This is a genomic window from Rathayibacter sp. CAU 1779 (assembly GCF_054551755.1).
In genome coordinates this window covers 140,059-164,236 of record NZ_JBTOLK010000002.1, presented here as the reverse complement: position 1 = coordinate 164,236, position 24,178 = coordinate 140,059, and the positions used below count along the sequence as shown (strand labels likewise).

Here is a 24,178-nt window from a genome sequence, read left to right as displayed (position 1 = left end):
GTGTCCGTGAAGATCGGCATCAACGGGTTCGGCCGCATCGGTCGCAACTACTTCCGCGCAGCACTGGCGAAGGGCAGCGATCTCGACATCGTCGCCGTCAACGACCTCACCGATCCGACGGCACTCGCACAGCTCCTCAAGTACGACTCGGTCGGCGGCCGTCTCGACGCGACCGTCGAGGTCGATGGCGACAGCATCATCGTGAACGGCAAGGCCATCAAGGTCCTCGCCGAGCGCGACCCCGCGAACCTCGGCTGGGGCGACCTCGGTGTCGACGTCGTCATCGAGTCCACCGGACGCTTCACCAAGGCAGAGGATGCCCGCAAGCACCTCACCGCCGGCGCCAAGAAGGTCATCATCTCGGCTCCGGCCAGCGGAGACGACGGAACGTTCGTCGTCGGCGTCAACGAGGACTCCTACGACCCGGCGACCATGGACATCCTGTCCAACGCGTCCTGCACAACCAACTGCCTCGCGCCACTGGCGAAGGTGTTCAACGACGAGTTCGGCATCGAGCGCGGCTTCATGATGACCGCGCACGCGTACACCGCCGACCAGAACCTGCAGGACGGCCCGCACAGCGACCCGCGTCGCGCACGCGCCGCCGCCATCAACATCGTTCCGGCTTCGACCGGCGCCGCCAAGGCCATCGGCCTCGTGCTGCCCGAGCTGAACGGCAAGCTGAACGGCTCCTCCTACCGCGTTCCGGTTCCCACCGGCTCGATCGTCGACCTCACGCTCGTCACGTCGCGCGAGAACCTGACCGTCGATGAGATCAACGCCGCGTTCAAGGCTGCCGCGTCGGAGGGTCGCCTGAAGGGCATCCTCGAGTACAACGAGGACCCGATCGTCTCCACCGACATCCAGCGCAACCCGCACTCGTCGATCTTCGACTCGACCCTGACCCACGTCAGCGGCAACCTGGTCAAGATCTCGAGCTGGTACGACAACGAGTGGGGCTACTCGAACCGCCTCGTCGACTTCACCGAGTACGTGGCCGAGCGCCTCTAATTCCACCACGAAGGAACTCTGTGACGCTCCGCACTCTCGACTCACTGGGTTCGCTCGCCGGCCGCACGGTCGTCGTCCGTTGTGATCTCAACGTCCCCCTGAAGGACGGGGAGATCACGGACGACGGCCGTGTCCGTGCGTCGTTGCCCACCATCAACGCCCTCACCACCCAGGGTGCCCGGGTCGTCGTCGTCTCGCACCTGGGACGTCCCGACGGCACGCCCGATCCCAAGTACAGCCTTGCTCCGGTCGCGAAGCGACTGGGGGAGCTGCTCGGCAAGCCTGTCCGGTTCGCCTCCGACACCGTCGGTGAATCCGCGAAGGATGCGGTGTCATCTCTCGCCGACGGCGACGTCGCCGTGCTCGAGAACCTCCGCTTCAACCCGGAGGAGACGAGCAAGTCGGAGGAGGAGCGCGCAGCGTTCGCGGCGAAGCTCGCCGCATTCGGCGACGCGTTCGTGTCCGACGGATTCGGTGTCGTGCACCGCAAGCAGGCCAGCGTCTACGAGCTCGCGAAGGCGCTGCCCAGTGCCGCCGGTCTGCTCATCGCCACCGAGCTCGAGGTGCTCGACCGCCTCACCGGCGCACCGGAGCGCCCATACACGGTGGTGCTTGGCGGGTCGAAGGTCTCCGACAAGCTCGGCGTCATCGGCCACCTGCTGCCACGCGTGAACACACTGCTCATCGGCGGCGGCATGCTCTTCACCTTCCTCGCCGCGCAGGGGCACAAGGTCGGCTCGAGTCTGCTCGAGTCCGACCAGATCGAGACGGTGCGCGGCTACCTGGCGAAGGCCGAGGAGCTGGGCGTCGAGCTCATCCTGCCGACCGATGTCGTCGTCGCCTCGAAGTTCGGGGCGGATGCCGAGCACGAGGTGCGTCCCGCATCCTCGATCGAGGACTCGCCGTGGGGCGCCGCCGGTCTCGGCCTCGACATCGGACCGGAGACCGCAGCGAGGTTCGCGGAGATCATCCGCGAGTCGGTGACCGTGTTCTGGAACGGCCCGATGGGCGTCTTCGAGCTGGCTCCCTTCGCCGATGGCACCCGTGCGGTCGCTCAGGCGCTCACCGAGACCCGCGGTCTGAGCGTCGTCGGCGGTGGGGACTCCGCAGCAGCCGTCCGTGCCCTCGGATTCGACGACGACCAGTTCGGCCACATCTCGACCGGAGGTGGCGCGAGCCTCGAATTCCTCGAGGGCAAGTCCCTCCCCGGCCTGGAGGTGCTCGGATGGCAGGCGTGACCACGACGGGCGGCCGCGTGCCGCTCATCGCCGGCAACTGGAAGATGAACTTCGACCACCTGCAGGCCATCGCGTTCGTGCAGAAGCTCGCCTGGAGTCTGAAGGACGCACACCACGACTTCGGTGCCGTCGAGGTCGCGGTCTTCCCCCCGTTCACCGATCTGCGCAGCGTGCAGACCCTGGTGTCGGCCGACAAGCTGCAGATCGCCTACGGCGCCCAGGACGTCAGCCAGCACGCGTCCGGCGCGTTCACGGGTGAGATCGCTGCCCCGTTCCTGGCCCAGTTGGACTGCGCCTACGTGATCATCGGGCACTCCGAGCGGCGCACGCTGCACGGTGAGACCGACGAGATCGTCGCGGCGAAGACCGCGGCCGCCATCGGTGCGGGCGTCGTTCCGCTGATCTGCGTGGGCGAGACCGCCGAGGATCTCGAGACGCACGGTGCCAGCGCGGTGCCCGTCGCACAGCTGAAGGTCGCCCTGGTGTCCATCCCGAAGGGATCCGACTTCGTGGTGGCCTACGAGCCGGTCTGGGCGATCGGATCGGGACAGGCCGCGACGCCGGAACAGGCGCAGCAGGTCGCCAAGGCTCTGCGCGACACGATCGCCGAGCACCTCGGCGACGAGGCGGCAGGGGCCACGCGCATCCTGTACGGCGGCTCGGTGAAGGCGGACAACATCGCCGGCTTCATGCGTCAGGCCGACGTCGACGGAGCTCTCGTCGGAGGCGCCAGCCTCGACGTCGAAGGGTTCTCGGCCATCGCGCGTTACCAGAAGCACGTCGGCGTGTAGCCGAGCGGATTCCGCGTCGACCGGGCGTTCGGAACGGATGGGCGCTCTGCGTCACCCCGCTCCGAACGCCCGTTCCCGTTCCGGCGAATGTCGGATCCGACACCGTGCAGGCGTCGCCGTTCGACGCGACGGGACATCGAGTCGATATAATGGATGCCGGTCCGGCGCGCGTTCGCCGGACCGGACCACAACCCGAAAGGCTTCACCTCGTGCAGATTCTCACGGTCGTTCTTCAGGTGCTGCTCGGCATCACGAGCCTCCTGCTGACCCTCCTCATCCTGCTGCACAAGGGGCGCGGCGGCGGCCTGTCCGACATGTTCGGCGGCGGCATGACCTCCAACCTCGGGGCATCCGGTGTGGCTGAGCGCAACCTCAACCGCATCACGGTCATCCTCGCCCTGGTCTGGATCGTCTGCATCGTGGTATTGGGTCTCATCACGAAGTTCAGCGCGTAGCGGCCCTCACAGCCGGTACGACGTTCGAACGATCAAGGAGGATTCATGGCTTCAGGCGGCAGTGCGATCAGGGGATCCCGAGTCGGATCCGGTCCGATGGGGGAGCAGGACCACGGTTACCACGCGGACCGCATCGCGGTTCGATACTGGGATGCGCTCGGCAACGAGACCGTCCGCTACTTCGCGGCGAACCTCCCCGATGAGGAGATCCCCGACACCATCGACTGCCCGACGTCCGGGCTCCCGGCCGGACGCGACAAGGACAACCCGCCGGCACTCGCGAAGCTCGAGCCGTACAAGACGCACCTCGCGTACGTGAAGGAGCGCCGCACCGAGGAGGAGGCGGAGCAGCTTCTCGACGAGGCGCTGCAGCAGCTGCGCCAGCGTCGCGGACGTCTCACGCCCACCAACTGAGTCGCACGGGGGGATTCGTTCAACCGAATCACGCACTCGACGAAAAGGGGCGGTTCCGATCATCAGATCGGAACCGCCCCTTTTGGTCGTCGGTCCTGCCGAACTCAGTACTCCGGCGAGATGAGGCTCTCGGGAACCTCGGCCGCGGCATCCCGGTCCACGAAGAACACCGTGCGCTTGCGGCCCTTCGCTCCTGCCGCCGGCACCTCGGTGTAGCTGGCGCCCGCCAGTGCCAGGCCGAGCGCCGATGCCTTGTCCGAGCCGGACAGCACCAGCCAGATGCGCGCTGACGCGTTGAGAACCGGGCGGGTGAGGCTGAGCCGCTCGGGCGGTGGCTTCGGCGAGTTGCGCACGGCGATCACGGACCGCTCCGTCTCGCGGATTCCGCTGCGATCGGGGAACAGCGAGGCGATGTGCCCGTCGGGCCCGACACCGAGGAAGGTGATGTCGAATCGCGGATACGCGACCTCGTCGTTCCCGAAACGCGCCAGCTCGCTCGCGTACGCGTCGGCGGCCGCGTCGAGCTCCAGGCCCGAGTCCGATGCGGGGAACGGATGCACGTTGCCGTCCGGCACGTCGAGGTGGTCCAGCAGTGCCTCACGAGCCTGCTTGTCGTTGCGATCGTCCGAGTCTGCCGGAACCCAGCGCTCGTCGCCCCACCAGAAGTGCACGGCAGACCAGTCGATCGTGTCGCGCGCGGGCGAACCTGAGGCCGCCGCCAGAACGGCGATGCCTGCTGTGCCCCCGGTGAGGCAGACGTGCGCGGTTCCCCGGTCGCGGATGATGTCCGCGGTCTTGGTGAGGAACCTCGCCGCGACCGACGCGACGAGTGCGTCCTTGTCCGGGTGGACCAGCACCCGCCGTTCGCCGCTCATCGGGAACCTGCCCCCTGCTCCTCGGCCTCCAGAAGCGGGAGGCCCTTGGTGAGCACCTCCCCGTACAGCTCGTCGGGATCGAGTCGGCGCAGCTCTTCCGCGAGGCAGTCCCGCAGGTTGCGACGGGGGAGTGCGATGTCGTGCGTCGGCTGGTTCGGCTGCGTGAGCGTAGCCAGATCGGGCATGTCGCGCACGAGCTCGATCGTGCCCGAGGCACGTACCAGCTGCACGCCGTGGATTCCGCTCAGCCCTCGCTGGCGAGCTGTGAGGTCGTGCTGCACCGGGGCATCCAACTGAAGGCGCAGCCAGGCGGCGAGGAGCACGGTCGACGGGGAGTCGGGGGCACCCGACACCTCCACGGACACGACGGGTTCGTACGGCGGCTGATCGAGGACCGCGGCGAGCTGGGCCCGCCAGAGCGTCAGACGCGTCCAGGCGAAGTCCGTGTCGCCGGGGGCGTACGTCTCGGCGAGGTGCAGCAGCGCCTCGTGCGGGTCGCCGGCGGCAGACGAGTCCGTGATGCGGCACGTGGCGATCCGTCCGAGCGGCGAGGTCGACACCACGTCCGGCGCCGTCCCAGGCCACCACACGACGACGGGCGCATCCGGCAGCAGGAGCGCTGTGACAAGGCCTTCCTCGTCGCTCGCGGTGTCGCCGTAGGCGCGCAGCACGATGACCTCGCTGGCTCCTGCATCGCCGCCGACACGGATCTGCGCGTCCAGCCGGCTGTCGGCATCCGCGTGCGGGTGGTCGCGGTCGGCGGTCGACACGACGATGACGCGCATCGGATGCTCGCGCGACGCCTCGTTGGCGGCCTCGATGACCTCTTCTTCTTGGCCCAGCTGCGTGGCGATGATCAGCGTGAGCACGCGGCCGAGGGCGACGGCGCCGCCCTCTTCGCGGATCTTGATCAACGTCTTCGAGACGTTGCTGGTCGTGGTGTCTGGCAGGTCGACGATCATGGGCGTCTCCAAGTGCGGCCGTCGCGGGCAAGCAGTTCATCGGCGGATGCCGGACCCCACGTTCCGGGCCGGTATTGTTCCGGTGCGCCGTGGGACGCCCAGTACTCCTCGATCGGGTCGAGGATCTTCCACGAGAGCTCGACCTCCTCGTGCCGTGGGAACAGCGGCGGATCACCGAGCAGCACGTCGAGGATGAGGCGCTCGTACGCCTCGGGACTCGCCTCCGTGAAGGCATGGCCGTATCCGAAGTCCATGCTCACGTCGCGCACCTGCATGCCGGCACCCGGCACCTTCGAGCCGAAGCGGATGGTCACGCCTTCGTCCGGCTGAACGCGGATGACGAGCGCGTTCTGCCCGAGCGCCGACGTCTGGCTCTCCGCGAACAGCTGCTGCGGAGCACGCTTGAAGACGACGGCGATCTCGGTCACGCGGCGTCCGAGCCGCTTGCCGGCACGCAGGTAGAAGGGAACGCCGGCCCACCGGCGGGTTCCGATGCCGAGCTTTATCGCCGCGTACGTCTCGGTGGTGGACTGCGGGTTCATGCCGTCTTCGTCGAGGAAGCCGACGACCTTCTCGCCGCCCTGCCATCCGCTGGAGTACTGGCCGCGTGCGGTGGCGGTGGAGAGATCCTTCGGCAGCCGCACCGCCTTCAGCACCTTCTCCTTCTCGGCACGGAGATCCGCGGCGTCGAAGGACACCGGCTCCTCCATGGCCGTGAGAGCGAGCAGCTGGAGCAGGTGGTTCTGGATGACGTCGCGCGCCGCCCCGATGCCGTCGTAGTATCCGGCACGACCGCCGACGCCGATGTCCTCGGCCATGGTGATCTGCACGTGGTCGACGTAGTTCGCGTTCCAGATGGGCTCGTACAACTCGTTGGCGAAGCGCAGAGCGAGGATGTTCTGCACCGTCTCCTTGCCGAGGTAGTGGTCGATGCGGAACACCGAATCCGGCGGGAAGACCGACTCGACGACCTTGTTGAGCTCGCGCGCCGTCTTGAGGTCGGAGCCGAACGGCTTCTCGATGACGACCCGGCGCCATCCCTTCGACTGCTCCGCGAGACCGGAGCGGCGCAGCTGCTCGGTGACGAGCGGGAAGGCCTTCGGCGGGATCGACAGGTAGAACGCGTGATTGCCCATCGTTCCGCGATCACGGTCGAGCTCGTCGACGGTCTTCTTGAGGCGCTCGAACGCCTCGTCGTCGTCGAACTCGCCGGAGACGAAGCGGATGCCCTGTGCGAGCTGCTTCCAGACCTCATCGCGGAACTCGGTGCGCGCGTACTGCTTCACCGCCTCGTAGACGACCTTCTCGAAGTCTTCGTCCTCCCAGTCGCGCCTGGCGAATCCGACGAGCGCGAAGCCTGGGGGAAGCAGGCCTCTGTTGGCCAGGTCGTAGACGGCCGGCATCAGCTTCTTGCGCGACAGGTCACCCGTCACGCCGAAGATGATGAGGCTGCTCGGGCCGGCGATGCGGTTCAGCCGACGGTCCGTCGGCACCCTCAGCGGGTTGGAGTTCGCGGTGATCTCCACCGGTGACATGGATCTCCTCGTATCGGTTCAGGCGTCCACGTCGCCGAACAGCGTTTCGATGTTCGCGGCGGGGTCGGTGAGCGTGAGAGTCAGCACGGGACGGCCGTGCTCGGCGAGCACCGCGGCGTCGCCGTCGGCCTGCGCGGTGATGAGTTGGCCGAACGTGAACGGCCGGTCGGGCACCTGGAGGTCCTCGGTCTCGTGACTCAGGATCTGCAGGAACACGCCGACGGCCGGCCCGCCCTTGTGGAACTGGCCGGTGGAATGCAGGAAACGCGGCCCCCAGCCGAATGTGACGGGGCGCTTGGCTCTGGCCGCCAGCAGATCACGGATGCCAGCCAGTTGCGGCAGGGCGATGCGGTTCACATAGGCCTGCACGGCGACATATCCGTCCGCGGGCAGCTGCTCGAGCAGCTTCCCGATCGCGTCGTCGACCGTCGTCGCGTCACCGAGCAGTGCGGCGTCGCCGCGGACCTCGATGCCGCCGTCGACGAAGGCCGGATCGGTCGGCTCCGGACGGGCGTCCAGCAGGCCGCGCGCTGCGACCTTCGCGGATTCCACGTCGGGCTGGTCGAACGGGTTGATCCCCAGCAGTCGACCGGCGACCGCTGTGGCGTACTCCCAGACCAGGAACATCGCGCCGAGCGTGCCGGAGACCAGGATCTCGCCGTGGTGACGATCCGCGGGGAAGAGGTGGTGCGCCTCCGCATTGTCCACGAGGCGGACGACCTGCAGGTCGGGCAGCTTCTCGTCGAGTTCGGGAGAGACCACGTCGAGCACCACGGGCAGCAGACCCTTGCCCAGCTTGCCGGTCGATTCCGCGATGAGCTGCTCGGCCCAGTCCGCGAGCCCGACGATGTGGGTGCCGTCGGCGATGATGCCGAGCTTGTCGCGGAGCGGCTGAGTGCCGGCGATCGCCGCACCGAGGATGAGACCCGGATTGGTCGCGTCGTCGATGGCGAGCTCGAGCGAGATCGTCTCGGCCTCTTCGAGCAGTTCCTCGATGTCGAATCCGGCAAGCCCGGACGGCACGAGGCCGAACGCGGTGAGCGCCGAATAGCGTCCACCGACGTTCGGGTCTGCGTTGAAGACGGCGTAGCCGGCCTCGCGGGCCGACACGTCGAGCGGTGAGCCGGGGTCGGTGACGACGACGATGCGACCGGCAGGGTCGATGCCGGCGTCCCGGAACGCCTTCTCATACGTGCGACGGTGGCTGTCGGTCTCGACCGTGGAGCCGGACTTCGAGGATACGACCAGCACACTGGTGGCAAGACGGTCGTTCACCGCGTCGAGCACCTGGCCGGGATCGGTGGTGTCCAGGATGGTCAGCTCGAGGTTGCCTGTGCGCGTGATCACCTCGGGGGCGAGCGACGAGCCGCCCATGCCGCTGAGGACGAAGTGGTTGACGCCCTCTGCGAGGAACCGCTCGCGGAGCTCCACGATCTGCGGCACCAGGGGCCGGGCGATGGCCACGGCCTCCGTCCAGCCCAACCGGACGGACGCCTCGGACTCCGCATCCGGTCCCCAGAGTGCTGCGTCCTGGGCCGTGATGCCGGATGCCACCAGATCCGCAACGAGCGACGGCACGTGTCGCTTGACAGCTGCCTCCGCGTCGCCGCTGACGTGGATCTTGAAGCTCACTGCACGGTCTCCTTGGCACCCGCCTGGGCGAGCGCGGCGGACACGGTGTCGAGCAGTTCGTTCCACGACACGATGAACTTCGACACACCCTCGTCTTCGAGCACCTGGGTGACGTCGTCGTAGGAGATGCCGAGTGCGGCGATCTGGTTCAGGACCTTGTTCGACTCGTCGTACGTGCCGGCGATGGTGTTGCCGGTGATCTCGCCGTGGTCGAAGGTGGCCTCGAGCGTCTTCTCCGGCATGGTGTTCACCTCGTCGGGAGCGACGAGCGTGGTCACATACAGCGTGTCGGGGAACGCCGGGTCCTTGACGCCGGTGGACGCCCAGAGCGGACGCTGCTTGTTGGCACCCGCGGCGAGCAGCACCTTGGCGCGCTCGGAGTCGAACGCCTGCTCGAACACCTGGTAGGCGAGACGGGCGTTCGCCACGGCCGACTTGCCCTTCAGCGCCAGCGCCTCGGGGGTGCCGATCGCTGTGAGGCGCTTGTCGATCTCGGTGTCGACGCGGGAGACGAAGAACGACGCGACGGAGCGGATGGTCGACAGGTCGATGCCCGCCTCCTTCGCCCGCTCGAGACCCGTGAGGTACGCGTTGATGACCTCGCGGTGGCGCTCGAGGCTGAAGATCAGCGTCACGTTGACGCTGATGCCCTCGGCGGTCACGGCGGCGATGGCCTCCAGGCCTTCGACCGTCGCCGGGATCTTGATCATCGCGTTCGGCTTGTCGACCTTCGCCCACAGCTGCTTGGCCTGTGCGATGGTGCCGGCCGCGTCGTGCGCGAGCCCCGGCTCGACCTCGATCGAGACACGACCGTCCTTGCCACCGGATGCCTCGTAGACGGGCGCGAACACGTCGGACGCGTTGCGGACGTCCGTGGTGGTGATCTCGAAGACCGCCTCGTGCACGTCCTTGCCGGCCGCAGCCAGTTCACGGACCTGCTCGTCGTACGACTCGCCCTTCGAGAGAGCGGTCGCGAAGATGGTCGGGTTGGTGGTGACGCCGACGACGTTGCGCGTGTCGATCAGCTTCTGCAGCCCGCCGGAGGTGATGCGCTCACGGGACAGGTCGTCGAGCCAGATGCTCACGCCTTCCGCCGCGAGTCGTGCGGTGCTGGTTTCGGTCATTTCTCTCGCCTCTTCTTCTTGACTTCTTCGCCTGTCATCGCGGCCCTACTGGGCGGCGACGGTCTCCTTGGCAGCGGCAACAACGGCTTCCGTGGTGATGCCGAACTTCGTGAACAGCGTCTTGTAGTCGGCCGAGGCACCGAAGTGCTCGATCGAGACGCTGCGGCCCTTGTCACCGACGTAGTCGCGCCACGTGAGCGCGCGGCCGGCCTCGACGGAGACGCGAGCGGTGACGGATGCCGGCAGCACCGACTCCTTGTACTCCGCGCTCTGCTCCTCGAACCACTCCTGGCTGGGCATCGAGACGACGCGGGCGTTGACGCCGGCCGCCTTCAGCTCCTCGCGGGCGTTCACAGCCAGCTGCACCTCGGATCCCGTGGCGATCAGGATGACGTCAGGGGTCCCGTTCGGCGCCTCCGCGAGCACATACCCGCCCTTGGCGACGTTGGCTGCTGACGCGAAGACGTCGCCGGATGCCGCACCGTCGCCGCGCTCGAACACCGGGATGTTCTGGCGGGTGAGGGCTATGCCTGCCGGCCCGCCGCGGCGCTTCAGGATCTCGAGCCAGGCGTACGCCACCTCGTTCGCGTCACCGGGGCGCACCACGGTGAAGTTCGGGATGAGGCGCAACGTCGCCAGCTGCTCGATCGGCTGATGCGTCGGACCGTCCTCGCCGAGCGCGACGGAGTCGTGCGTCCAGACGAACGTGGACGGCACGTTCATCAGCGCGGCAAGACGCAGCGACGGACGCTGGTAGTCGCTGAAGATGAGGAAGGTGCCGCCGAACGGACGGGTCGGTCCGTGCAGCACGATGCCGTTCAGGATGGCGGCCATCGCGTGCTCGCGAATGCCGAAGTGCAGCACGCGGCCGTACGGGTTGCCGGCCCACTCGTGCGTCGAGCGCTCGGTGGGGACGAAGGATGCCGCACCCTCGATGGTCGTGTTGTTCGACTCGGCGAGATCCGCGGATCCGCCCCACAGCTCGGGCACAACGGCTCCGAGCGCGTTCAGCACCTTGCCGCTGGCCGCACGAGTCGAGACGTCCTTGCCTGCCTCGAACACCGGCAGCGCATCCTCGACGCCTTCCGGCAGTTCACCGCTCAGAAGTCGGTCGAGCAGCGCCTTGCGCTCGGGGTTGGCCTCGGCCCAGGCGTCGAATCCGACCTGCCACTGCGCGCGCTGGTCCGCACCCCGCTCGATGGCCTCGCGGGTGTGCTCGATGACCTCGTCTGCGACCTCGAACGTCTGCTCGGGGTCGAAGCCGAGCACCTCCTTGACGGCACGCAGCTCGTCGGCGCCGAGCGCGGATCCGTGGATCTTGCCGGTGTTCTGCTTCTTCGGGCTGGGCCATCCGATGATCGTCTTGAGGATGATGATCGACGGCTTGTCGGTCACGGCCTTCGCCGTCTCGATCGCGTCGAACAGCTCCTGCACGTCCTCGACGTACTGACCGGTCTTCTTCCAGTCGACGACCTGCACGTGCCAGTGGTATGCCTCGTAGCGCGCCGCGACGTCCTCGGTGAAGGCGATGTTCGTGTCGTCTTCGATGGAGATCTGGTTGCTGTCGTAGATGACGACCAGGTTGCCCAGCTCCTGGTGGCCGGCGAGCGAGGATGCCTCGCTCGTGATGCCCTCCTCCAGGTCGCCGTCGCTGGCGATCACATAGACGAAGTGGTCGAACGGGCTCGTGCCGGGCGCGGCATCCGGGTCGAAGAGTCCGCGCTCGTAGCGACTCGCGTACGCGAAGCCGACGGCGGAGGAGAGTCCCTGGCCGAGCGGACCTGTCGTGATCTCGACGCCGTCGGTGTGGCGGTACTCGGGGTGGCCGGGAGTCAGCGAGCCCCACGTGCGGAGCGCCTTCAGGTCGTCCAGCTCGAGGCCGTATCCGCCCAGGTAGAGCTGCACGTACTGAGTCAGCGAGCTGTGGCCCGCCGACAGGATGAAGCGGTCGCGGCCGAGCCAGTGCTGGTCCTTCGGGTCGCGGCGCATCACGCGCTGGAACAGCAGGTATGCGGCCGGGGCGAGGCTCATGGCCGTGCCGGGATGCCCGTTGCCCACCTTCTCCACGGCGTCCGCCGCCAGGATGCGCGCGGTGTCGACTGCCTTGTTGTCAATGGGATCCCATTGCAGTGCTGCCACTTGAGACTGACCCTTCTTGTGTCGTCGATGCGAGAGGGGTCCCGTAGAACGGACCCGCACCGGTGGAGGTAGTGCGCGCGCCCCAGACTTCTTCGGCACCCGTGCACACGACGCCCGCGGAGAAGTTCCGTGGGCAGGGGAATGCATCGAGAGGCGAGCACCACCAAGTATAGGGAGATTGCCAGAAAGCGATGGTCAGCGGCCGGTCGACGCTGTGCCATCCCCACAAACGGCCGCCCGTGCGCCGAAGGGCACGAGCGAGCTTGGACGCCTCTCGCTTCGATCACCCCTGGCGCCGCTTCGTCGCTCACAGGCTCACTCGGATCGGCCGTACGAGCGGGCTCGTGCGACTCTCACCTCAATCGCCTCTAGACTCGATGGCGGGCTTGTGCGTGATTGAGGAGCGATGGGCGTTGCTGTAGAAAGCCGGTTGGCACCGGCGCGGATCGGTTTCCGGCGCAAGTTCGCCGCGTACGTCGCCCTGACGAAGCCTCGGGTGATGGAGCTCCTGCTCGTCACCACCATTCCGGTGATGTTCCTCGCTCAGGGTGGCGTGCCCAACCTGTGGCTCATCGTCGCGACGGTCATCGGCGGCGCCATGAGCGCCGGCTCGGCCGCGGCGTTCAACTGCTACATCGACCGCGACATCGACAAGGTGATGAACCGCACGAAGCAGCGGCCTCTCGTCACCGGCGAGTTGAGCCCGCGCGAGGCATACGTCTTCTCGTGGGCACTGGCAGTCGCCTCCACGGTGTGGCTGTACTTCACGACGAACTGGCTCGCTGCGGTGCTTTCGGTCGCCGCCATCCTCTTCTACGTCTTCATCTACACGCTCTGGCTGAAGCGCCGCACGCAGCAGAACATCATCTGGGGCGGGATCGCGGGATGCTTCCCCGTGCTCATCGGCTGGGCCGCGGTGACAGGCTCGCTCGACTGGGCGCCGTTCATCCTGTTCGGCGTCGTCTTCCTCTGGACTCCGCCGCACTACTGGCCGCTGTCCATGAAATACCGCGACGACTACAAGTCGGTCGGCGTGCCCATGCTCGGCGTGACGCGCGGTCGTGCCGTCGTAGGACTGCAGGTCATCCTGTACGCCTGGGCCACCGTCGCGTGCTCGCTTCTGCTCGTTCCGGTCGCGCACATGGGCCTCGTCTACACGGTGACGGCGCTGGCCTCCGGCGTCTGGTTCGTCTACGAGACCCACCGCCTCTACGCGCTGGCGATCCGCCACGAGAACCCGTCCCCGATGCGTGTCTTCCACGGCTCCATCACGTACCTGTCGGTGCTGTTCGTGGCGATCGCTGTCGACCCGCTGCTCCCGTTCTGACCGTGGCAATGCTGAAAACACCGCTGGGCTGGCTCGCGGACCGGTACACCCTTTCGCCCCGATCTCTGCGCTGGGCGACGACCGCATCCCTCATCGTGAGCATCCTCATCGTGCTGGGGGGCGGCATCGTGCGCGTCACCGGTTCGGGGCTCGGCTGCCCGACCTGGCCCACCTGCGACGCGAGCTCGATTGCGCCGACCCCGGCCATGGGCATCCACGCCGTCATCGAGTTCTCCAACCGAATGCTCACCGTGCTGTTGTGCTTCGCCGTGGCCTGGGTGATCATCGCCGCCAGGTTGCAGAAGCCACGGGTGCGCAGCATCACGCGCCTGGCCTGGTCGCAGTTCTGGCTCGTGGTCGTGAACGCCGTCGCAGGCGGTATCAGCGTGTGGACCGGTCTCAACCCCTACGTCGTCGCGTTCCACTTCGTCATGGCCATGGGTCTGCTCACCACGACGACGCTGACCTGGCACCGCGTGCACGAGAAGCCCGTCACCACGGATGCCCGTGCTCACATCACCGCGCCGGCCCGCGCCCTGAGCTGGACGCTGGCGGCCCTCACCGCCGTGCTCATCGTTGTCGGGACTCTCGTCTCCGGATCCGGACCGCACTCGGGCGACTCCGCCGACGTTCCCCGCATGGGCTTCGACTGGATCGACATCACCATCGTGCACGGCACGCTCGGCGCAGCGACGCTTGCCGTCGCGGTCCTCCTGGCGGTCGTGCTCTGGCGCTCCCACGCCACGACCCCGCTCGTGCGCACCCTGGGATTCCTTGCGATCGTGGCAGTGCAGGGCGTCGTCGGCCTCATCCAGGCGCTGACCGCGTTGCCGGCACTGCTGGTCGCGGTGCATCTGGTGCTCGCGGCGATGGTCTGGGTGGGTGCGCTGCGTGTGCTGCTGGACGTGAATCCGCAGCTCTTCCCGAGCGTGCACACCGCGGAGCCGGAGCGAGATGCCGCCACCGCACCCGGTTCGCCGCTCCAGCGAGCGAGCTGAGTGCAGGCCGTCTCACGTGACGTCCCGGGGGCGATGTCGCGCCGCAAGAGCATGATCCGTCGCCCCGGCGCGGTCGTCGGAGCTGCCGTGCGGCTTGTCGCGATCGCCATCATCACGCTGCTGGTCATCTCGCCGCTCCTGCCGACGCTGACCGCTGCGCTGGGAACGCGCGGCCCGGGCGGACCGCTGGCGGGCATCCTCGCGACGTTCCAGTACACGCCGGCCCTCACCTGGCTGGGCAACAGTCTGCTCGTGTCGGTGACGACCACCGTCGTGACCCTGACCGTGGCGGCACCGGCCGCCTACGCGCTGTCGCGGGCTCGGGGACGAATCGTCTCGGGCTACTCGCTGGTGCTTTTCGTGGTGCAGTCGCTCCCGGTCGTCGTGCTCGTCATCCCGCTCTTCGTCGTGTTCGCCGGCGCAGGACTGGTCGACTCGCTCGGCGGCATCACGCTCATCTACATCGGGCTGTCCGTGGCCGTCGCCGTCTGGATGATGACCGCGTACATCGACACGATCCCCATCAGGCTCGAGGAGTCGGCGTGGCTCGACGGATGCTCCGTCTTCGGCGGGTTCCTCCGCGTCGTGCTCCCCGCGTGCTGGCCGGGGATCGTGTCGACCGCCATCTACTGCTTCCTGCTCACCTGGAACGACTACCTCGTGGCGCTCGTCTTCATCAAGTCGAACGCCCTCTACACCCTCCCGATCGGTCTGCAGTCCGCACGGACGCCTGGCCTCATCCTCGTGATCGTGCTGCCGCCGCTCATCCTGTTCGGCGTGCTGCACCGCTACTTCTCGCTGGGCGGTATCGCCGGCGCACTCGCCGACCGCTGATCCGCCTGCGTCACCGAACCGCTCTGCGGCGTGGGCGCCATCGGCGCCAGCACTCCCGCGATGACGGCGTCGACGCAGCGTTCGGCCAGGAGGTCCACCTCGTCGTCCGCGACCGCCCGAAGCGGACCGTGGATGATGAGCTCGGCGAACCCGTGCACCGCCGACCAGCAGATCCATGGCGCGCTGCCGCGGCGGTCCGCGCTCAGGAGTCCCGCGGCGACGAGTGCGTCGAGGGCGTCGGTCAGCGCACGGTAGGGAGCCGGCGGGGGAGAGGCGAGCGCTTCGCCGGTACGGCCTCCGAAGAACACCACCTGGAACCAGCCGGGCTCGCGGCGGGCGAAGCCGATGTAGCCGAGGCCGACGGCGCGCAGCTGCTCGAGTGCGGCATCCGCTCTCGACGTGGTCCGTGCCGGCAGGGCCGCGGCCATGCGATCGGCGACACGCTCGAAGATCTCGGCTGCGACGGCGTCCAGCAGCGCCTCGCGATCGGCGAAGTGACGATACGCGGCGTTGGCGGACACGCCGACGCGTCGCGTCACGTCGCGAAGCGCGAGTGCGTCGGGTCCGCCCTGCCTGGTGGCGTCGAGGCCTGCGTCGATGAGCGCCCGACGCAGATCGCCGTGATGGTAGGGACGGGAATCAACGCTCACCCTTGATCCTCCTTCCGGCAGTTGTTACGGTCGTTGCAGATGTTCACACTGTACACATTGCCGGTCGCGGATCCGATCGGCGCACCCCCAGAGGAGCAACGATGACCACTGCCATGCCTCCCATCGTCGACAGCGACACCTGGCAGCGCGAACTGGACGAGCTGCGCATCCGCGAGAAGGCGGCGACCCGCGAGCTCGACGCGATCGCGGCGCAGCGCAGACGCCTGCCGATGGTGCGGATGCCGGACTACACCCTTGAGGGCGAGAACGGACCGGTGAGCCTCGTCGACGTGTTCGAGGGCGCACACCAGCTCATCGTCTACAGCCACATGTGGTTCGAAGGCGAGGAGTGGCAGTGCTCTGGATGCACCGGGTACACCTCGCAGTTCACCCGCCTCGATTTCCTGAAGCCCTACGACGCCCGTTTCGTCATCATCACGCAGGGGCCGATCGATGAGGCGCTCGAGTACAAGCACCGAGTGGGCAACCGGATGACGTGGTACTCCACCGCGAACAGTCCGTTCGGCGTCGATGTCGACGCTCCTCCCGGAGGCGGGTTCGCCGTGAACGTGTTCCTCCGCGACGGCGACGTCGTGTACCGCACCTGGCACACGGACGGACGCGGCACCGAACAGCTCAGCCACACATTTCCACTGATCGATCTCCTGCCATACGGCAGGCGCGAAGCGTGGCAGGACTCGCCAGAGGGATGGCCGAAGGGTGAGCCGGCCGGCGCCAGGTGGGGGTCGTCGCAGGACGTCGCGGCGGCGTACGGGCCGGACTCCGCGTGACCTAGATCGCACCCGAGCGTCAGCGCATCGTCGAACGAGGGCGACGCGCACTCGGGTGCAGGCAGGACGCCAACCGGGAGCATGCCGGGCATCCTCCCGCGGCTGCGTCGCGCCCTATAGAATCGAAGGGTTCACGGAGTGCACCGTTCGCACTCGATCGCCATCCGCACAATCCGCGCCTCGGTGCCAGCGACCCGCGCTGGCACGAATCGAGGTCGGAGCCGGTCTGAAGCCGGTCACGGGCGGCAAGAAAACGAGGTAATCACAATGTCAGACGTTCTCATCGACCGTCCAGAACTCGCTGGCCTCGGCCAGTACGAGTTCGGCTGGGCCGATTCAGACGAGGCGGGGGCCACTGCCCGACGCGGTCTTTCCGATCAGGTGGTCCGCGACATCTCCGCTCTCAAGAGCGAGCCGGAATGGATGCTGCAGCGACGCCTCAAGGGCTTGCAGATGTTCCAACGCAAGCCGATGCCCACCTGGGGCGCCGACCTGTCGGAGATCGACTTCGACAACATCAAGTACTTCGTCCGGTCGACGGAGAAGCAGGCCCAGACCTGGGACGACCTGCCAGAAGACATCAAGAACACGTACGAGAAGCTCGGCATCCCGGAAGCGGAGCGTCAGCGCCTCGTCGGCGGCGTCGCAGCGCAGTACGAGTCGGAGGTCGTCTACCACCAGATCCGCGACGACCTCGAGGCGCAAGGTGTCATCTTCATGGACACCGACACGGCGCTGAGGGAGCACCCCGAGTTCTTCGAGGAGTACTTCGGCACCGTCATCCCCGCAGGCGACAACAAGTTCGCGTCGCTCAACACGGCCGTGTGGTCAGGCGGATCCTTCGTCTACGTGCCCAAGGGCGTGCACGTGGAAATTCCCCTGCAGGCCTACTTCCGCATCAACACGGAGAACATGGGCCAGTTCGAGCGAACGCTCATCATCGCCGACGAAGACAGCTACGTGCACTACATCGAGGGCTGCACGGCCCCGATCTACAAGAGCGACTCGCTGCACTCCGCCGTCGTCGAGATCATCGTGAAGAAGAACGCCCGCGTGCGCTACACGACGATCCAGAACTGGTCGAACAACGTCTACAACCTGGTCACCAAGCGCGCGATGGCGTACGAGGGCGCGACCATGGAGTGGATCGACGGCAACATCGGGTCCAAGGTGACCATGAAGTATCCGTCGATCTATCTGGTGGGGGAGCACGCAAAGGGCGAGACCCTCTCCGTGGCGTTCGCCGGCCCCGGTCAGCACCAGGATGCCGGCGCGAAGATGATCCACATGGCGCCGTACACGCAGTCGTCGATCGTGTCCAAGTCGATCGCCCGCGGCGGCGGACGCGCCGGATACCGCGGCGAGGTCCGCGTGGAGAAGGATGCTCACCACGCGGCGAACACCGTGCGCTGCGACGCCCTGCTCGTCGACACGATCTCTCGTAGCGACACGTACCCGTCCATCGACATCCGCGTCGACGACGTGCAGCTCGGTCACGAGGCAACGGTCTCCAAGGTGAGCGAGGAGCAGCTCTTCTATCTGATGAGCCGCGGCATGCCAGAAGACGAGGCCATGGCCATGATCGTGCGCGGCTTCATCGAGCCGATCGCGCGCGAGCTGCCGATGGAGTACGCGCTGGAACTCAACAAGCTCATCGAGATGGGCATGGAAGGATCGGTCGGCTAGAGATGACCATCACCGAGACCGAACCCACGTTCATCCCGGTCCAGACCCGATCCGAGCGCTTCTCTTCCACCGACGTCGCCGACTTCGACACGGTGACCGGCCGCGAGGCCACCTGGCGGTACACGCCTGTCGCTCGCATCGCCGCGCTCTTCGAGCAGGGTCTGGACGGATCCCGTTACGATGTCGAGCTGCGTTCGGCAGGCGGCGTCACCTCCGAGTGGGTCGCACGCGACCACGCACTCGTCGGCGCTGCGGGCATTCCGGAGGAGAAGGCATCCGCCAACGCGTGGACGTCCTTCGGCGAAGCGCTCCTGGTGACCGTCTCCGGCGAGTCAGGCGAAGCCGTCGTCACCCGCAGCGGCCTCGGCACGGCCGACCGCGCAGCGCACACCGTGATCCACGCGACCGCCGGCAGCACGGCGACGCTGGTGCTGCGCAACACGGGCGACGCGAGCCTGACCGAGAACGTCGAGATCGTGCTCGACGACGGCGCCCAACTCACGCTGGTGAGCGTGCAGGAGTGGACGGATGCCTCGCGGCACGTCTCGACGCACTTCGCGCGCGTGGGCCGCGACGCCCGTCTCAAGCACGTCGTCGTCTCGCTCGGCGGGTCTTTCATCCGCCTGAACCCGGCCATCCACCTCGCCGGTCCCGGTGCCGAGATCGAGGCGTACGGCGCGTACTTCGCGGATGCCGGCCAGTACATCGAGCATCAGGTGTACGTGTTCCACGACGAGCAGCACCAGCGCAGCCGCGTGACGTACAAGGGGGCGCTGCAGGGCACATCCGCTCACACGGTCTGGATCGGCGACGTGCTGATCGGCCAGAACGCGGTCGGCACCGACAGCTACGAGCAGAACCGCAACCTCGTGCTCACCGACGGCGCCCGCGCCGATTCCGTGCCCAACCTCGAGATCGAGATCGGGGACATCGTCGGGGCGGGTCACGCCAGCGCGACCGGTCGGTTCGACGACGAGCAGCTCTTCTACCTGCAGTCTCGTGGCATCACCGAGGACGAGGCCCGCCGTCTCGTCGTCCGTGGATTCCTCGTGGAGATCGTGCAGCAGATCGGCTCTCCCGAACTGGAGGAGCACCTTCAGGCAGCCATCGAGGCCGAGCTGACCGGCGGCGCATCCGGTGCCCAGACCTCGGCGGGGGAGCAGGCATGAGCGCAGAACGCGTCTGCGCGGCGTCCGAGATCTCCGTGAACGAGGCGAAACGCGTCGTGCTCGGCGGTGTGCCGATCGCCGTCGTCAAGGACTCGGCCGGCGACATCCACGCGATCGGCGACACCTGCACGCACGGCGACATCTCTCTCAGCGAGGGCTTCGTCGAGGGGGAGGCGATCGAGTGCTGGGCCCACGGCTCGCAGTTCTCTCTCCTCACCGGCAAGCCGCTCAATCTGCCGGCCTATGAGCCGGTCCCTGTTTTCACCGTCGAACTCATCGACGGAGACATTTTCATCGACCCGACCATCACGAAAGCAATCTGACTCATGTCAACCCAGTCTTCTGAGCACCCCCAGGGCGAGCACACCCAGACCGCGCACACGCTGGTCATCAGCGACCTGCACGTCACCGTCGAGACCGATCAGGGCACCAAGGAGATCCTCCGCGGTGTCGACCTGACCATCAACACCGGTGAGATCCACGCGATCATGGGACCGAACGGATCCGGCAAGTCGACCCTCGCCTACACGATCTCCGGCCACCCGAAGTACACCGTCACGAAGGGCAGCATCACGCTCGACGGCGAAGACGTGCTGTCCATGACAGTCGACGAGCGCGCGCGTGTCGGCCTGTTCCTCGCCATGCAGTACCCGGTGGAGATCCCGGGCGTGACCAACACCAACTTCCTGCGCACGGCGAAGACGGCGATCGAAGGCGAGGCGCCCTCGATCCGCTCCTGGACCAAGGACGTCAAGACGGCCATGTCCAACCTGAAGATGGACCCGTCGTTCGCCTCCCGCAACGTCAACGAGGGCTTCTCCGGCGGAGAGAAGAAGCGGAACGAGATCCTCCAGCTCGAGCTGCTGAAGCCGAAGTTCGCCGTGCTCGACGAGACGGACTCCGGGCTCGACATCGACGCGCTCAAGATCGTCTCGGAGGGCGTGAACCGCGCCCATGACAACACGAACCTCGGCGTGCTGCTCATCACGCACTACACGCGCATCCTGCGCTATATCAAGCCGGACTTCGTGCACGTGTTCGTCGCCGGCCGCGTGGCGGAAGAGGGCGGACCCGAGCTGGCGGAGCAGCTGGAGGAAGAGGGCTACGTGCGCTTCGTCTCCGACGGCGAACCGGACACGGATGCCGTGCTGCAGGACGAGCGGGCCGTGGACGCGGCCGCTCGGCCGTAGTGCCGGAAGCGTAGGCTCGAATCATGGCCACCACCCTCGCTCCCGCTCTCTTCGACCAGGTCGAAGAGGCGCTGAAGGACGTGATGGATCCGGAGCTCGGCGTCAACGTCGTCGACCTCGGCCTCATCTACGACCTCGCCTGGGATGACGAGAACGACGCGCTCATCATCTCCATGACGCTCACGAGCGCCGGATGCCCGCTCACCGACGTGCTCGAGGAGCAGACCGGCGAAGCGCTCGACGGCGTCGTCGAACGGTTCCGCATCAACTGGGTGTGGATGCCGCCGTGGGGTCCCGAGCGCATCACCGAAGACGGCCGCGACATGATGCGCGCTCTCGGCTTCGCGATTTGATCCACGACACGATCCTGCGGAGGGGCGAACTCACGCTGCGACCGCTGTCCGTCGATGATGCCCCGCGCTTGCGTGCGATCGTGGACGTCGGCTCGTGGGCCGGCATGAGTTCGCCGCTGCCGGCATCCGACGAGGCGATGACCGCTCAGTTCGAGTCGATCATCGCGAAAGTGCACGACCTCGCGTTCGCCGTGGAAGTGCGCGACCGTTTCGTGGGCAGGACGACACTGTACGACCTGACGCCAGGGCTGAAGGTGGAGATCGGCAACACGATCTACGCACGCGACGTGTGGGGCACATCCGTGAATCCCGCAGCGAAGCTGCTGCTGTTCGGCCACGCCTTCGACGTGCTCGGGCTCGAGCGCGTGGCGCTCAGATGCGACCATCGCAACACCCGGTCGCACGGGGCCATCCTGCGGCTGGGCGCCACGTTCGAGGGAACGCTCCGACGCTTCCGTCCGGCCGCCGATGGGACCATCGCCGACATCGACTACTTCAGCGTGCTGCGCGAGGAGTGGCCCGAGGTGCGAGCCGGCCTCGAAGAGCGGCTCGCCGCCTGACCGAAGCCTGCATCATGCATCGCACCCCTTGGGCGGCGATGCCCTCGCAGCCGACTGCCGGTGAAGTCCGGTAGCCTTAACCGGCGCTTTCGCGCGTTTACCCCCTTCCCCGAAAGAAATGGACGTCCGCTGTGCTCGCCGTGCACGATCTCGAGATCCGCGTCGGCGCACGCACCCTCATGTCGGGCGTGACCTTCCGCGTTCAGCCTGGGGACAAGATCGGCCTTGTCGGCCGCAACGGCGCGGGCAAGACGACCCTGACCAAGGTGCTGGCGGGAGACCTGCTGCCCAGCGAGGGACGCGTCGAGCGGTCGGACGACCTCGGCTACCTGCCGCAGGATCCGCGCACCGGCGACCCCGACATGCTGGCGCGTACCCGGATCCTCGACGCCCGCGGGCTCGGCAGCCTCGCCATCGGCATGCACGAGGCGTCGCAGCAGATGGCATCCGACGACCCGGATGTCGCAGCGAAGGCCATGCGCCGCTACGGCAACCTCACCGAGCGGTTCGAGTCGCTCGGCGGATACGCGGCGGAGGCCGAGGCGGCGTCCATCGCCCACAATCTGTCGCTGCCCGATCGCATCCTGGATCAGCCGCTGCGCACGCTCTCCGGCGGTCAGCGGCGTCGCATCGAGCTGGCGCGCATCCTGTTCTCGGACGCCGACACGATGATCCTCGACGAGCCGACCAACCACCTCGACGCCGACTCCGTCGTGTGGCTCCGCGAGTTCCTCAAGGGGTACAAGGGCGGACTCATCGTGATCAGCCACGACGTCGTGCTCGTGGGGGAGACGGTGAACCGCGTCTTCTATCTGGATGCCAACCGCCAGGTCATCGACATGTACAACATGGGCTGGAAGGCGTACCAGAACCAGCGTGCAGCGGACGAGGAGCGCCGCAAGAAGGAACGCGCCAACGCCGAGAAGAAGGCGTCGGCTCTCCAGGCGCAGGCCGCCAAGTTCGGAGCGAAGGCCACGAAGGCCGCCGCTGCGCACCAGATGGTCGCCCGCGCCGAGCGGCTGCTGAGCGGCCTCGAGGAGGTACGCCAGGAGGATCGTGTCGCGAAGCTGCGCTTCCCGACTCCCGCAGCCTGCGGACGGACGCCGCTCATGGCATCCGATCTGTCGAAGAGCTACGGCTCCCTGGAGATCTTCACGGCCGTCGACCTCGCCATCGATCGCGGTTCCAAGGTCGTGGTGATCGGACTCAACGGTGCAGGGAAGACGACGCTGCTGCGCATCCTCGGCGGTGTCGACGTTCCCGACACCGGAGCCATCGAGCCGGGACACGGCCTCCGGATCGGCTACTACGCCCAGGAGCACGAGACGATCGATGTGGCACGCACGGTGCTGCAGAACATGGTGTCCAGCTCGCCGAACCTCACCGAGACCGAGGCGCGCAAGGTACTCGGTTCGTTCCTGTTCACGGGTGACGATGTGCACAAGCCGGCCGGCGTGCTCTCCGGCGGGGAGAAGACCCGTCTGGCGCTGGCCATGATCGTCGTGTCAGGCGCGAATGTGCTGCTGCTCGATGAGCCGACCAACAACCTCGATCCGGCCAGCCGCGAGCAGATTCTCGACGCGTTGGCGCACTACGAAGGCGCTGTCGTGCTGGTCTCCCACGATCCCGGGGCGGTCGAGGCGCTGAATCCCGAGCGCGTGCTCATCCTGCCCGACGGCATCGAGGATCACTGGAACGCCGACTACGCGGACCTGATCGCACTGGCGTAGTCCGATGAAGCGGGATGCGCGTTCTCTCTTGTGTCCGCATTCGAACGATGTTAGAACTGTTCTAACAGGGTTAGAACAGACGTGAGAGACGGGGTGATCGGATGTCTCCGGCACAGCGGATCGACAAGGCGCAGATCGTCTCGGCTGCCTTCGACGTGCTCGGCAGCGAGGGCGTCGACAAACTGACGATGCGCCATCTGGCAGCACGCCTCGGGGTGCAGGCCGCCACGCTGTACTACCACGTGGACGGCAGGGGAGAGCTGCTGCGCCTCGTGTCCGAGCAGGTGGTCGCCGAGGCGACCGCCGGTCTGACCGACGCAGGCGACTGGCGCACCCTCTGCGTGGATGTCGTGACGCGGCTGCGCGAGACGCTGCGCAGGCATCCGGGTGCCGCACAGGTCGTGGCCGTTCAGGAGGTCTCAGCCGAGGCGTTCGAGAAGCTCGTACCCCTCGTGCTGACGTCGTTCCATGCAGGACTCAACATCGACGACGCTGACGCCCTCTACCTCGTGCAGTCGCTCTACGTTCTCGTCACGGGTCTGGCTCTTGCCGAGTTCGGGGATGCCCCGTCACCGGCCCCGGCGCCGCGCTCGTATTACGACGCCTGGTTCACGCTCTCCGTCGAGACCTTCCTCGACGGCATCCAGCACCGCTATCACCGCTGAAGCACCACCCCATCCCGCGCCGCGCCGCGCACATCCGCCCTGACTCGAA

The 24,178-nt window shown here is 67.2% G+C and carries 24 protein-coding genes; 17 read left to right on the top strand and 7 right to left on the bottom strand.

The genetic code is table 11. The features are described 5' to 3' along the window. The 5 genes from gap to ACX9R5_RS11705 all read left to right on the top strand — a co-directional run bounded on the left by gap (position 1) and on the right by ACX9R5_RS11705 (position 3,909). A complete protein-coding gene (gap, locus tag ACX9R5_RS11725) occupies positions 1 to 1,011 on the top strand; it encodes a type I glyceraldehyde-3-phosphate dehydrogenase (protein WP_459409225.1) in 1,011 nt (336 codons plus the stop codon). Positions 1,012 to 1,031: 20 nt separating this feature from the next. Then, on the top strand, positions 1,032 to 2,249 hold the full coding sequence (locus ACX9R5_RS11720) for a phosphoglycerate kinase (protein ID WP_459409224.1): 1,218 nt from the start codon (positions 1,032 to 1,034) through the stop codon (positions 2,247 to 2,249). Beyond that, positions 2,237 to 3,040: a triose-phosphate isomerase gene (gene tpiA / locus ACX9R5_RS11715; protein WP_459409223.1), complete on the top strand. Its 804-nt coding sequence runs from the start codon at positions 2,237 to 2,239 to the stop codon at positions 3,038 to 3,040. The genes ACX9R5_RS11720 and tpiA overlap by 13 nt, the downstream gene beginning before the upstream one ends. 209 nt (positions 3,041 to 3,249) lie before the next feature. Further along, positions 3,250 to 3,495, top strand: a complete 246-nt coding sequence (gene secG / locus ACX9R5_RS11710) for a preprotein translocase subunit SecG (protein WP_459409222.1) — start codon at positions 3,250 to 3,252, stop codon at positions 3,493 to 3,495. A gap of 45 nt (positions 3,496 to 3,540) precedes the next feature. Further along, complete coding sequence (locus ACX9R5_RS11705) at positions 3,541 to 3,909, top strand: RNA polymerase-binding protein RbpA (RefSeq protein WP_459409221.1); 369 nt, start codon at positions 3,541 to 3,543, stop codon at positions 3,907 to 3,909. A 104-nt stretch (positions 3,910 to 4,013) separates the two neighbouring features. Here ACX9R5_RS11705 and pgl read toward each other — a convergent pair whose 3' ends face one another. Genes pgl through tkt form a run of 6 tightly spaced genes read right to left on the bottom strand, consistent with a single transcriptional unit; the run spans position 4,014 to position 12,176 of the window. After that, positions 4,014 to 4,784, bottom strand: coding sequence for a 6-phosphogluconolactonase (gene pgl, locus ACX9R5_RS11700; RefSeq protein ID WP_459409220.1), 771 nt, complete (start codon positions 4,782 to 4,784; stop codon positions 4,014 to 4,016). Beyond that, the gene (locus ACX9R5_RS11695; protein ID WP_459409219.1) at positions 4,781 to 5,746 is read right to left on the bottom strand and encodes a glucose-6-phosphate dehydrogenase assembly protein OpcA; all 966 of its coding nucleotides are present in this window, start codon (positions 5,744 to 5,746) and stop codon (positions 4,781 to 4,783) included. The genes pgl and ACX9R5_RS11695 overlap by 4 nt, the downstream gene beginning before the upstream one ends. Beyond that, on the bottom strand, positions 5,743 to 7,281 hold the full coding sequence (gene zwf / locus ACX9R5_RS11690) for a glucose-6-phosphate dehydrogenase (RefSeq protein WP_459409218.1): 1,539 nt from the start codon (positions 7,279 to 7,281) through the stop codon (positions 5,743 to 5,745). The genes ACX9R5_RS11695 and zwf overlap by 4 nt, the downstream gene beginning before the upstream one ends. Positions 7,282 to 7,299: 18 nt before the next feature. Then, entirely contained in the window at positions 7,300 to 8,913 is a 1,614-nt protein-coding gene (locus ACX9R5_RS11685) for a glucose-6-phosphate isomerase (RefSeq protein WP_459409217.1), read from the bottom strand. Further along, positions 8,910 to 10,037 (bottom strand): transaldolase, encoded by a 1,128-nt coding sequence (tal, locus tag ACX9R5_RS11680; RefSeq protein ID WP_459409216.1) that lies wholly within the window; start codon positions 10,035 to 10,037, stop codon positions 8,910 to 8,912. Before tal ends, ACX9R5_RS11685 begins: the two co-directional genes overlap by 4 nt. 45 nt (positions 10,038 to 10,082) lie before the next feature. Further along, on the bottom strand, positions 10,083 to 12,176 hold the full coding sequence (gene tkt / locus ACX9R5_RS11675; protein WP_459409215.1) for a transketolase: 2,094 nt from the start codon (positions 12,174 to 12,176) through the stop codon (positions 10,083 to 10,085). Positions 12,177 to 12,582: 406 nt separating this feature from the next. On the opposite strand from tkt, the gene ACX9R5_RS11670 reads away from it, so the two are divergent. From ACX9R5_RS11670 to ACX9R5_RS11660, 3 genes are read left to right on the top strand one after another with little or no spacing between them, the layout of a single operon-like run. Further along, on the top strand, positions 12,583 to 13,503 hold the full coding sequence (locus ACX9R5_RS11670) for a heme o synthase (protein ID WP_459409214.1): 921 nt from the start codon (positions 12,583 to 12,585) through the stop codon (positions 13,501 to 13,503). 8 nt (positions 13,504 to 13,511) lie between these two features. Continuing rightward, positions 13,512 to 14,501 (top strand): COX15/CtaA family protein, encoded by a 990-nt coding sequence (locus ACX9R5_RS11665; protein WP_459409670.1) that lies wholly within the window; start codon positions 13,512 to 13,514, stop codon positions 14,499 to 14,501. Continuing rightward, positions 14,502 to 15,335 carry a carbohydrate ABC transporter permease gene (locus tag ACX9R5_RS11660; RefSeq protein ID WP_459409213.1) on the top strand — a complete coding sequence of 278 codons (834 nt, stop codon included), beginning with the start codon at positions 14,502 to 14,504 and terminating at the stop codon, positions 15,333 to 15,335. Here ACX9R5_RS11660 and ACX9R5_RS11655 read toward each other — a convergent pair. Beyond that, the gene (locus ACX9R5_RS11655; protein WP_459409212.1) at positions 15,290 to 15,985 is read right to left on the bottom strand and encodes a TetR/AcrR family transcriptional regulator; all 696 of its coding nucleotides are present in this window, start codon (positions 15,983 to 15,985) and stop codon (positions 15,290 to 15,292) included. The two genes, ACX9R5_RS11660 and ACX9R5_RS11655, sit on opposite strands and share 46 nt — an antisense overlap. Positions 15,986 to 16,086: 101 nt before the next feature. Here ACX9R5_RS11655 and ACX9R5_RS11650 point away from each other — a divergent pair, with 101 nt between their 5' ends. The 9 genes from ACX9R5_RS11650 (at position 16,087) to ACX9R5_RS11610 (ending at position 24,129) form a co-directional block, all read left to right on the top strand. Then, positions 16,087 to 16,776 (top strand): DUF899 family protein, encoded by a 690-nt coding sequence (locus ACX9R5_RS11650; protein ID WP_459409211.1) that lies wholly within the window; start codon positions 16,087 to 16,089, stop codon positions 16,774 to 16,776. 267 nt (positions 16,777 to 17,043) lie between these two features. Next, positions 17,044 to 18,462, top strand: a complete 1,419-nt coding sequence (gene sufB, locus ACX9R5_RS11645; RefSeq protein ID WP_459409210.1) for a Fe-S cluster assembly protein SufB — start codon at positions 17,044 to 17,046, stop codon at positions 18,460 to 18,462. Between the two features lie 2 nt (positions 18,463 to 18,464). Then, positions 18,465 to 19,631, top strand: coding sequence for a Fe-S cluster assembly protein SufD (gene sufD, locus ACX9R5_RS11640; RefSeq protein WP_459409209.1), 1,167 nt, complete (start codon positions 18,465 to 18,467; stop codon positions 19,629 to 19,631). Next, the gene (locus ACX9R5_RS11635; RefSeq protein WP_459409208.1) at positions 19,628 to 19,954 is read left to right on the top strand and encodes a non-heme iron oxygenase ferredoxin subunit; all 327 of its coding nucleotides are present in this window, start codon (positions 19,628 to 19,630) and stop codon (positions 19,952 to 19,954) included. The genes sufD and ACX9R5_RS11635 overlap by 4 nt, the downstream gene beginning before the upstream one ends. Positions 19,955 to 19,957: 3 nt before the next feature. Beyond that, on the top strand, positions 19,958 to 20,821 hold the full coding sequence (gene sufC, locus ACX9R5_RS11630; protein ID WP_459409207.1) for a Fe-S cluster assembly ATPase SufC: 864 nt from the start codon (positions 19,958 to 19,960) through the stop codon (positions 20,819 to 20,821). A 23-nt stretch (positions 20,822 to 20,844) separates the two neighbouring features. Beyond that, positions 20,845 to 21,174 (top strand): metal-sulfur cluster assembly factor, encoded by a 330-nt coding sequence (locus tag ACX9R5_RS11625; RefSeq protein ID WP_459409206.1) that lies wholly within the window; start codon positions 20,845 to 20,847, stop codon positions 21,172 to 21,174. Further along, positions 21,171 to 21,734, top strand: coding sequence for a GNAT family N-acetyltransferase (locus ACX9R5_RS11620; protein WP_459409205.1), 564 nt, complete (start codon positions 21,171 to 21,173; stop codon positions 21,732 to 21,734). The genes ACX9R5_RS11625 and ACX9R5_RS11620 overlap by 4 nt, the downstream gene beginning before the upstream one ends. 131 nt (positions 21,735 to 21,865) lie before the next feature. After that, positions 21,866 to 23,464, top strand: coding sequence for an ABC-F family ATP-binding cassette domain-containing protein (locus tag ACX9R5_RS11615; RefSeq protein WP_459409204.1), 1,599 nt, complete (start codon positions 21,866 to 21,868; stop codon positions 23,462 to 23,464). A gap of 101 nt (positions 23,465 to 23,565) precedes the next feature. Beyond that, positions 23,566 to 24,129 (top strand): TetR/AcrR family transcriptional regulator, encoded by a 564-nt coding sequence (locus ACX9R5_RS11610; protein ID WP_459409203.1) that lies wholly within the window; start codon positions 23,566 to 23,568, stop codon positions 24,127 to 24,129. The last annotated feature ends 49 nt before the right edge of the window (positions 24,130 to 24,178 follow it).